Origin of the sequence: Gluconacetobacter johannae, assembly GCF_014174305.1 — a bacterium.
Taxonomy (GTDB): domain Bacteria; phylum Pseudomonadota; class Alphaproteobacteria; order Acetobacterales; family Acetobacteraceae; genus Gluconacetobacter; species Gluconacetobacter johannae.
The window spans coordinates 1-9,259 of record NZ_JABEQH010000034.1 but is presented as its reverse complement, the minus strand read 5'-3'; the positions used below and the strand labels follow the sequence as shown (position 1 = coordinate 9,259).

General features: G+C 72.0%; 7 protein-coding genes and 1 pseudogene. All 8 read left to right on the top strand.

Features of this window, described 5'->3' with window-relative positions:
- Window positions 1-393: pseudogene (locus HLH21_RS16715) on the top strand (cell division protein FtsL); the annotation flags it as partial.
- Window positions 394-420: 27 nt separating this feature from the next.
- The gene (locus HLH21_RS16710; RefSeq protein WP_182944882.1) at window positions 421-2,514 is read left to right on the top strand and encodes a peptidoglycan D,D-transpeptidase FtsI family protein; all 2,094 of its coding nucleotides are present in this window, start codon (window positions 421-423) and stop codon (window positions 2,512-2,514) included.
- Entirely contained in the window at window positions 2,511-3,992 is a 1,482-nt protein-coding gene (locus HLH21_RS16705) for a UDP-N-acetylmuramoyl-L-alanyl-D-glutamate--2,6-diaminopimelate ligase (RefSeq protein ID WP_182944881.1), read from the top strand. The genes HLH21_RS16710 and HLH21_RS16705 overlap by 4 nt, the downstream gene beginning before the upstream one ends.
- Window positions 3,989-5,365, top strand: a complete 1,377-nt coding sequence (locus HLH21_RS16700) for a UDP-N-acetylmuramoyl-tripeptide--D-alanyl-D-alanine ligase (RefSeq protein ID WP_182944880.1) — start codon at window positions 3,989-3,991, stop codon at window positions 5,363-5,365. The genes HLH21_RS16705 and HLH21_RS16700 overlap by 4 nt, the downstream gene beginning before the upstream one ends.
- A complete protein-coding gene (gene mraY, locus HLH21_RS16695; protein WP_182944879.1) occupies window positions 5,365-6,456 on the top strand; it encodes a phospho-N-acetylmuramoyl-pentapeptide-transferase in 1,092 nt (363 codons plus the stop codon). Before HLH21_RS16700 ends, mraY begins: the two co-directional genes overlap by 1 nt.
- Entirely contained in the window at window positions 6,453-7,835 is a 1,383-nt protein-coding gene (murD, locus tag HLH21_RS16690) for a UDP-N-acetylmuramoyl-L-alanine--D-glutamate ligase (RefSeq protein WP_182944878.1), read from the top strand. Before mraY ends, murD begins: the two co-directional genes overlap by 4 nt.
- Complete coding sequence (locus HLH21_RS16685) at window positions 7,835-9,010, top strand: FtsW/RodA/SpoVE family cell cycle protein (RefSeq protein WP_182944883.1); 1,176 nt, start codon at window positions 7,835-7,837, stop codon at window positions 9,008-9,010. The genes murD and HLH21_RS16685 overlap by 1 nt, the downstream gene beginning before the upstream one ends.
- Window positions 9,007-9,259, top strand: a 253-nt coding sequence (locus HLH21_RS16680; RefSeq protein WP_182944877.1) for a glycosyltransferase, incomplete at its 3' end; no start/stop codon positions are given. The genes HLH21_RS16685 and HLH21_RS16680, both read left to right, overlap by 4 nt.

Genomic DNA, 9,259 nt, shown 5'->3' with positions numbered 1-9,259 from the left:
CCCGTCCGCGTGGCCGCCGCCGCGCGTCCGGCCCGGCCCGAGCGCCCGGTCATGATGGCCGAGGCCGCGTCGTCCCCGGTGCAGGAGGTCGCGTTGCGCCCCGCGCCCCATCCGGCCCGGCCCGCCGCCATTTCGCCCGATTTGACGCATAACAGCGACCACCGTGCCGCCCTTACCGTTGCCCGTGCCCAGCGCCCCGTGCTACCGCCTGCCGCCGCCCCGGTCACCCGGATGGCGGCCTATCATCCGCATCCGGCGCCGATCGCCGTGGCGGCCTGGCGACCGGCCGCCCCCCCGGCCCCGTATCAGGAGGCAAGGGGGTATGGCATGGGGTCCTCGCTGGGCTTCACTCGTTCAGGCGCCCTTCCACCCCCCGTTCCCGTCAGCAACTGATGACCTAACGCAAACCGCGCAGGCAACATGATAAACGGCCCGACCGACACACCAGACACCAGGCGGAACGGGCCCTCCCGCCCCCCGCGGATGGACGTGCGGGTCACCGGCGACGACCTGCGTACCCGCACCGCGCGTGAGAGGACGCAGGCGCGCCTGCTGGGCGTGTCCGCCGGTTTCTGCGTGCTGTTCGGCGCCGTGGCGCTGAAGCTGGCGGTCGCCACCGTCCTCATGCCGATGGCGCCCGAACGGCGGCAGATCGCCCCGCAGGTCCCCGACATCCCCAAAAGCGACCCCAAGGGCATGATGGCGGGCGATTTCGCGCTGCCGCAGGTCCATCGCGCCTCGATCGTCGATCGCAACGGGCAGGTCCTGGCCATTTCGCTGCCGGTGGCCCAGGTCTACGCCAACCCCCAGGAAATGATCGAACCCGAGGACGCGGCCCGCAAGCTCAAGACCGTCCTGCCCGCGCTGGACGTGGCCGAGACCATCCGCCGCCTGTCCACAAAAAGGCAGTTCATCTACCTGGCGCGCGACATCACGCCGATGCAGGAAGTCGCGATCAATAATCTGGGCATTCCCGGAATCTATTTCGAACCCGGCGAGCGGCGTCATTATCCGCTGGGCAAGGTGGCGGCCCATATCCTGGGCGCGGTCGATATCGACGATCACGGCGTCGCCGGGGTGGAGCGTTTCCTGGACAAGCGCCTGGACGGCGACCGCACGCCGCTGCGCCTGTCGCTGGACGTGCGGATCGAGGCCGTGGTGCGCGACGAACTGGCGGCGGCCAAGGACATGTTCCAGGCCATCGGCGCCAGCGCCATCGTGATGGACGTCAACACCGGCGAAATCGTCGCCATGGTCAGCCTGCCGGACTACGACGCCAACGATTTCGGCCGCGCCGACCCCGACGCGCGCTTCAACCGCGCCGTCACCGGCATGTACGAGCCCGGTTCGACCTTCAAGCTCCAGACCGCCGCGATGGCCCTGCAACTGGGCGTCGCCCATATCTGGGACCGGTTTTCCAGCGTGCCCATCCATATCGGCCGCTTCACCATCTCGGACATGAAGTCCGACCATTTCGCGCCGTGGCTGTCGCTGACCGAGGTGATGGCCTATTCGTCCAACCCGGCAGCGGCGCATATCGCGCTGGATGTCGGCGCCCAGCGGCAACAGGACTGGCTGCGCGCCATGGGGTTCTTCGCGCCGGTGCCGATCGAACTTCCGGAATCGGCCCATCCCATCGTTCCCGCCCTGCGGAACTGGGGCATCGCCACGGTCATGACGGTGGCGTTCGGCCATGGCGTGGCCGAGCCGCCGCTGGCGATCGTGCGCGGCACCGCCGCGACGGTGAACGGCGGCATCCTGGTCCGCCCGACCCTGCTGTCACGCGACGCGGCGCCGGCCGACGGCGCCCCGCAGGCCACCCTGGCGAGCCTCGGCACGCAGGCTGCCCCGCCGGCTGCCCCGTCGGCCGCCGCGCCGGATGCCGCCGCGGACGCCGAGCCCACGCCCGAAGGCCGCCGCGTGATCTCGCCCGAGACGTCGGCGCTGCTGCGCCGCATCCTGCGCCTGGACGTGACCAAGGGCACCGGCAAGACGGCCGAATCCCCCGGTTATTTCGTCGGCGGCAAGACCGGCACCGCCGAGAAGATCGGCCCGCACGGCGGCTACCTGAAACATGTCAACATCGCGGCCTTTACTGGAATTTTCCCGATGAATGCACCGCATTACGCGGTCTATGTCATGCTCGACAGCCCCAAGGCCACGCCGCAGACCCATGGCTGGACCACGGCGGCATGGAACGCCGCGCCCACCGTGTCGAAGATCGTGACGCGCATCGGCCCGATGCTGGGCCTGTTCCCCGATACGGCCAACGCGCAGGCCGTAGACGACGCGCTGGCCATCCCGATGCAACCGGCGGTGCCGCGCGGCTATCGCGCGCTGGGGCCGGGCAACGATCCGGGCGATCCGCGCAACCAGCCGAAGCCCGAGAAGAAAGGCCGCCGCCACGGCGACCTGACGGTGGCCGACGCCCCGCCGCATGCGCGCCTGCACACCGCGGGGGCCGAGCGCCCCGCCCGCGCAACCCCGGCCGAGGCCGCGGAGTCGCGCGGATGACCCGTCTGCTGCGGTTGCTGGCCGATTCGGGCCTGTCCAGTGCGGCCCCGGCCGGCGTGGCCGACCTGGCGATTGCGGGCGTCACCGCCGACAGCCGCCGCGTCGGGCCGGGCACGCTGTTCGTCGCCATTCCCGGCACCCGCACCGACGGGCGCGCCTTCATCCCCGCGGCCGTCGCCGCCGGGGCCGCCGCGATCGTCGCCCCGCACGACACCGTCTGGCCGACGGACGTGCCGGCCCGCCCCCTGGTCCGGGTGGACGACCCGCGCCAGGCCCTGGCGCGGCTGGCGGCGTCGTTCGCCGGGGCGCAGCCGGCGCATGTCGTCGCCGTCACCGGCACCAACGGCAAGACCAGCACCGTCGATTTCCTGCGCCAGATCTGGACGCAGCAGGCGCGCCAGGCCGCCAGCATCGGCACGCTGGGCCTGATCGCCGGGATTCCCCTGCCCGATTGCGGCCCGGCGCTGACCACGCCGGACAGTGTCGGGCTGGCCACCGCCCTGGCTGCGATGGCGCAGGGCGGCGTCACCGACGTCGCGATCGAGGCCTCGTCGCACGGGCTGGAACAGTGTCGCCTGGACGGGCTGCGCCTGGCGGCCGCCGGCTTCACCAACCTGACGCGCGACCATCTGGACTATCACGGCACGCTGGCGGCCTACCGCACGGCCAAGCTGCGCCTGTTCGACACGCTGCTGCCCGAAGGCGCGCTGGCCGCCGCCAACGCGGACATGGACGGCGCGACCCTGGACGCACTGCGCGACATCGCCACCCGCCGCCGGCTGGAGCTGCGCCTGGTCGGCGAAGCCGGCGATGCGATCCGCCTGCTCGACAGCACCCCCCTGCCGGAAGGCCAGCGCCTGCGGGTCGCGGTGGGCGGTCGTGCGCGCGACATCGTCCTGGCCCTGCCCGGCCGGTTCCAGGCCGACAACGTGCTGCTGGCCGCCGCCCTGGCCGCGCCGGGGGCCGAGGGGCTGGCGCGCGCGATGGATGCGCTGCCGGCCCTGACCGGCGTGCGCGGCCGGATGGAGCGCGCCGTCCTGCTGCCGAACGGGGCGGCCGCCTATGTCGATTACGCCCACACGCCGGATGCGCTGGCGCGGCTGCTGGACGCGCTGCGGCCGCACGCGACGGGCCGGCTGATCGCCGTCTTCGGCGCCGGCGGGGACCGCGATCGCGGCAAGCGCCCCCTGATGGGCCAGGAAGCGACGCGCCGCGCCGACATCGCCATCGTGACCGACGACAACCCCCGCACCGAAGACCCGGCCTCCATCCGAGGCGAGGTCCTGGCCGGCGCGCCCGGCGCCCTGGACATCGGCGACCGCGCCCGCGCCATCGCCGAGGGCCTGTCCATGCTGCGCGCCGGCGACGTGCTGGTGGTCGCCGGCAAGGGGCACGAACAGGGCCAGACCATCGGGGCCACGACCCTGCCGTTCGACGACGTGTCGGTCATCCGCCGGCTGGCGGGCGCGCCGGCATGACCGTCTTGTGGACCCGCGATACGTTGCAGGCCGCGACAGGCGGCACGTTCGCAGGCGACGGCCCCGTCGCCGTAACCGGGGTGTCGATCGACACCCGCACCCTGGCGCCGGGCGACCTGTTCATCGCCCTGGTCGGCGAGGCCGGCGACGGCCACGCCCATGTCCGCGCGGCGCTGGACAAGGGGGCCGCCGCCGCGCTGGTGCATGCCGCGACCGGCATCGACGATCCGCGCCTGCTGCGCGTCGCCGACACGATGACCGCCCTGCACGACCTGGGCCGCTTTGCCCGCGCACGCTTCGGCGGGCGCATGGTCGCCGTCACCGGCAGCGTGGGCAAGACCACGACCAAGGACATGCTGCGCCTGGCGCTGGCGGCCATCGGCCCGACCCATGGCGCGGTCGCGTCCTACAACAACCATTGGGGCGTCCCGCTGACCCTGGCGCGGCTGCCGGCCGACGCGATGTTCTGCGTGGCCGAGGCCGGGATGAACCATCCGGGCGAAATCGCCCCGCTGGCCGCCCTGATCCGGCCCGACGTCGCGATCGTCACCACCATCGCCGGGGCGCACCTGGGCCATATGGGCAGCCTGGACGCCATCGCGCTGGAAAAATCCGAGCTGATCGCCGCGCTGCCGCCCGGCGGCACGGCCATCGTCCCCGACGACGCGACCGGCCTGCCCGTCTTCGCCGAACGGGCGGCACGGGCCGGCGCGCGCCTGTGGACCAGCGGCGCGCAACCGGGCAGCACCGCGCACCTGTCCGGCCTGCGGCTGGCCGCCGACGGCAGCGATTTCACCGTCACCATTGGCGGACGGCCGACGCCGGTCCGCCTGAACGCGCCGGGGCGGCACCTGGCGCGCAATGCCGCGACGGCCCTGGCGGCCGTGGCCGCGCTAGGCACGGATGTCGCCCGCGCCGCCACGGCGCTGGCCGATTTCCGGCCCGGATCGGGGCGCGGCGCACTGACGCCGATCCTCGACGGCCGGGCCGCCCTGCTGGATGAAAGCTACAATGCCTCCACCCTGTCCATCCGCGCCTCGCTCGCAGTGCTGGGCCTGCTGCCCGCCGCACGGCGGGTGGCGGTGCTGGGCGACATCCGCGAACTCGGCGCCTTCGCCCGCGCCGAACATGAATCCCTCCTTCCCGCCCTCCTTGACAACGCGGACCTCGTTTTCTGCGCCGGCCCCAATATGAAATATCTGTTTGACCTGACCCCTCCCTCCCGCCGTGGCGCATGGGCGCCCGATGCGGCGACGCTCGCGCCGCTGGTGCGCGACGCGCTCGGCCAGGACGACGTCGTCCTGGTCAAGGGCAGCTTCGGCAGCCGCATGCGCGACGTCGTCGCCGTCCTTTCGGCGCGGGGCGCGGCCTGATGCTGTACAACCTGATCCAGCATCACGCCGCGGCCCACGTCTCCATCCTGAACCTGTTCCGCTACATCACCTTTCGCGCCGGGTCGGCGTGCCTGACGGCGCTGCTGATCGCTCTGGTGCTGGGCAACCCGCTGATCGCGCAACTGCGCCGGATCCAGCGCGAGGGCCAGCCGATCCGCGCCCTGGGGCCGGAACGGCATATCCTGGAAAAGGCCGGCACCCCCACCATGGGCGGCGTGCTGATCCTGGCCGCCCTGTTCGGCTCGACCCTGCTGTGGGCCGACCTGACGAACGGCTATGTCTGGGCGGTGCTGCTGGTCACGCTGTGCTTCGGCGCGGTGGGGTTCGCCGACGACTACCTGAAGCTGTCGCGCCGCAACACGGCGGGCGTGTCCAAGCGGATGCGCCTGGGCTGCGAATTCGCGGCGTCGCTGGTCGGCGGATTCTGGCTGCAAGGCCTGATGCCCGCCGACCTGGCCAACCATCTGGCCTTCCCGTTCATGAAGGACTGGCTGCTGCCGCTGGGCTTCGCCTTCCCGCTGTTCGCGATGATTACGATCACGGGCTTCGGCAACGCGGTCAATTTCACCGACGGGCTGGACGGGCTGGCGATCGTGCCGGTGGTGATCGCCGCCCTGGTGTTCGCGCTGATCGCCTACCTGGTCGGCAACCACGTCTTCGCCGATTACCTGCAACTGCACGCCGTGCCGGGGACGGGGGAATTGTGCGTCTTCTGCTCGGCCCTGGTGGGGGCCGGGCTGGGCTTCCTGTGGTTCAACGCGCCGCCGGCCGCCGTGTTCATGGGCGACACCGGCTCGCTCTCGCTGGGCGGCGCGCTGGGCGCGGTGGCGGTCGCGGTGAAGCACGAGCTGGTGCTGTGCATCGTCGGCGGCCTGTTCGTGGTCGAAACCCTGTCGGTCATCATCCAGGTCTTCTGGTTCCGCCGCACCGGGCGGCGGGTGTTCCTGATGGCGCCGCTGCACCATCATTTCGAAAAGAAGGGCTGGCAGGAACCCAAGATCGTGATCCGGTTCTGGATCGTCTCCATCGTCCTGGGGCTGTGTGGCCTGGCCACGCTGAAACTGCGATGACCGCCTTCCCCCCCGACCTGTTCGCCAGACGCCGCTTCGCGGTGCTGGGCCTGGGGCGCAACGGTGCGCCCGCCGTCCGCGCGCTGGCCGCGATGGGGGCCGAGGTCCAGGCCTGGGACGACGGCCCGGCCGCCCGCGCGGCGGTGGACGATGTCGCGGGTGTCGCGGTGGCGCCGTTCGACACGCTGGCCGGGTTCGACGCGCTGGTGCTGTCGCCCGGCATCGCGCATGCGCTGCCCCAGCCCCATCCCGTCGCCCTGATGGCGCGCCAGGCCGGGATTCCGATCCTGTCGGATGCGGACCTGCTGTTCCAGGCCGTGCGCCGGTCCGGGTCGCGCGCGCGCTTCGCCGGGATCACCGGCACCAACGGCAAATCCACCACCACCGCGCTGCTGGCCCATATCCTGCTGGCCTGCGGCGTCCCGGTCGCGGCCGGCGGCAACCTGGGCCCGGCCGCCCTGTCGCTGCCGCTGCTGCCCGATAGCGGCGTGTACGTGCTGGAAATGTCGTCCTACATGCTCGAACGGCTGCACAGCCTGCGCTTCGACGCCGCATGCCTGCTGAACCTGACGCCGGACCATCTGGACCGCCATGGCGACATGGAGGGCTACAGGCGCGCCAAGCTGCATATCTTCGACCGGCAGACCCCGGACGACCTGGCGGTGATCGGCATCGACGACGTGTCGGAAACGGCGCTGCGCGACGAACTGGCGGCGCGGGGCATCCCGACGATGACCGTGTCCGGCGCCGTGGCCGCCGACCTGACCGGCGCGGGCGGCACGCTGCGCGACGACGCCGGCCCGATCGCGACACTGGCCGAGGCCCCGTCCCTGCCCGGCGCGCATAATGCCGAAAACGCGGCGGCCGCCGTGGCCATGGCGCTGTCGCTGGGCGCGCCGCGCGCAGGCATCGCCGCCGCCCTGGGCAGCTTTCCCGGCCTGGCGCACCGGCAGAAACTGATCGACACCATCGACGGCGTCCGCTTCATCGACGACAGCAAGGCGACGAACGCCGACGCGGCGTCGCGGGCGCTGGGATGCTACGACCGACTGGTCTGGATCGCCGGCGGCACCGCCAAGGCCGGCGGGATCGAGGACCTGGCCCCGTTCTTCCCCCGCATCGCGCATGCCTTCCTGATCGGCCGGGACGCCGCCGCGCTGGCCCAAACGCTGGCCGCGCATGGCGTGCCGCATACCATCGCCGGCACGCTGGACCGCGCGGTGCCCGACGCCTTCGCCGCCGCGCGCGCGGGCCATGTGCCGGCGGTCCTGCTGTCGCCGGCCTGCGCCAGCTTCGACCAGTTCCGAAGTTTCGAGCATCGCGGCCAGCATTTCGCGGACCTGGTCCGCAAGCTGCATCTGACAGGGGAGACCGGATGATGGCCGGCATGTCGCGCGTCGACACGTCCTACCTCGCGCGCTGGTGGCGCAATGTCGACCGGGTGACGCTGTGCTGCGTCGGCGTGCTGATCGGCTTCGGCTACGTGCTGATGCTGGCGGCCAGCCCGGCGGTCGCCACCCGCATCGGCGCGTCGCGCGACATGTTCATCCTGAAGCAGGTGATCTTCCTGACCCTGGCGGGCCTGATCGTGACGGGCACGTCCCTGCTCTCGCTCCGGGGGGTCCGGCGGCTGGCGGCCATGGGGTTCGTCCTGGCCGTCGCCGCCACCGCGCTGACCCTGGTCCATGGGGTGGAGATCAAGGGCGCGCGGCGCTGGATCGCCCTGCCGATGATGTCGGTCCAGCCGTCGGAATTCCTCAAGCCCTGCTTCGCCGTCGTCACCGCGTGGCTGCTGACCGAACGCCGCGCGCGCCGCCTGCTCCCCGGCCTGCCCATCGCGCTGGGCCTGTTCGCCGCCATCCTGCTGCTGCTGAAATCGCAGCCCGACATCGGCATGCTCAGCGTCATCACCACCGTCTTCATGGCGCAGCTGTTCATCGACGGGCTGAACCTGTTCTTCGTCGGCGCCGGCGTCGGCTGCATGGTCGCGGCGTTCCTGGGCGCCTACATGGTGTTTCCGCATGTGCGCTCGCGCGTGGAACGCTTCCTGCACCCCAATGTCGGCGATCATTACCAGATCGACACCGCATTGCGCGCCTTCGGCAACGGCGGCCTGATGGGACGCGGCCCTGGCGAGGGCCGGGTGAAGGACCTGCTGCCCGACGCGCACGCCGATTTCGTCTTCGCCGTCGCGGGCGAGGAATTCGGCATGCTGATCTGCCTGTTCATCATCGGCGTGTTCTGCCTGATCGTCGTGCGGACCCTGCTGAAACTGCTGCGCGAGGACGATCCGTTCGTCGTGGTGGCCTCGACCGGGCTCATCACCGGCTTCGGCCTCCAGGCCTTCGTCAACATGGGCTCCACCCTGCATCTGATCCCGACCAAGGGCATGACCCTGCCGTTCATTTCCTACGGCGGGTCGTCGGCGATGTCGGTGGCGCTGACCATCGGCATGGTCCTGGCCCTGACGCGCCACCGCGTAGGCGAAAGCCGGATTCCGCGCGGCCGCGTGATGCCCAGGCCCGCGCCCGGCCCGCGAAGGGCCACGGCATGAGCGCGCGCCCGGATATCGCGGCGGGCCGCCGCCCGATCGTCATCGCCGCCGGGGGAACCGGCGGCCATTTCATCCCCGCCGAGGCCCTGGCGCGGGAACTGGCGTCGCGCGGCCACGCCATCGCGCTGATGACCGACCGCCGCGCCGGCGAACGGACCGAGGGCGTGTTCGCCGGCGGGCCGCAATTCGTGCTGCCGGGGGCCGGCATCGCCGGGCGCGGCCTGTCGCGCGGCCTGCGCGCCGCCGTGG

What these genes read in the sequence shown, in the direction of transcription:
- HLH21_RS16710 (WP_182944882.1), top strand. Translation starts at nt 421, where the DNA reads ATGATAAACGGCCCGACCGACACACCAGACACCAGGCGGAACGGGCCC.
- HLH21_RS16705 (WP_182944881.1), top strand. Translation starts at nt 2,511, where the DNA reads ATGACCCGTCTGCTGCGGTTGCTGGCCGATTCGGGCCTGTCCAGTGCG.
- HLH21_RS16700 (WP_182944880.1), top strand. Translation starts at nt 3,989, where the DNA reads ATGACCGTCTTGTGGACCCGCGATACGTTGCAGGCCGCGACAGGCGGC.
- mraY (WP_182944879.1), top strand. Translation starts at nt 5,365, where the DNA reads ATGCTGTACAACCTGATCCAGCATCACGCCGCGGCCCACGTCTCCATC.
- murD (WP_182944878.1), top strand. Translation starts at nt 6,453, where the DNA reads ATGACCGCCTTCCCCCCCGACCTGTTCGCCAGACGCCGCTTCGCGGTG.
- HLH21_RS16685 (WP_182944883.1), top strand. Translation starts at nt 7,835, where the DNA reads ATGGCCGGCATGTCGCGCGTCGACACGTCCTACCTCGCGCGCTGGTGG.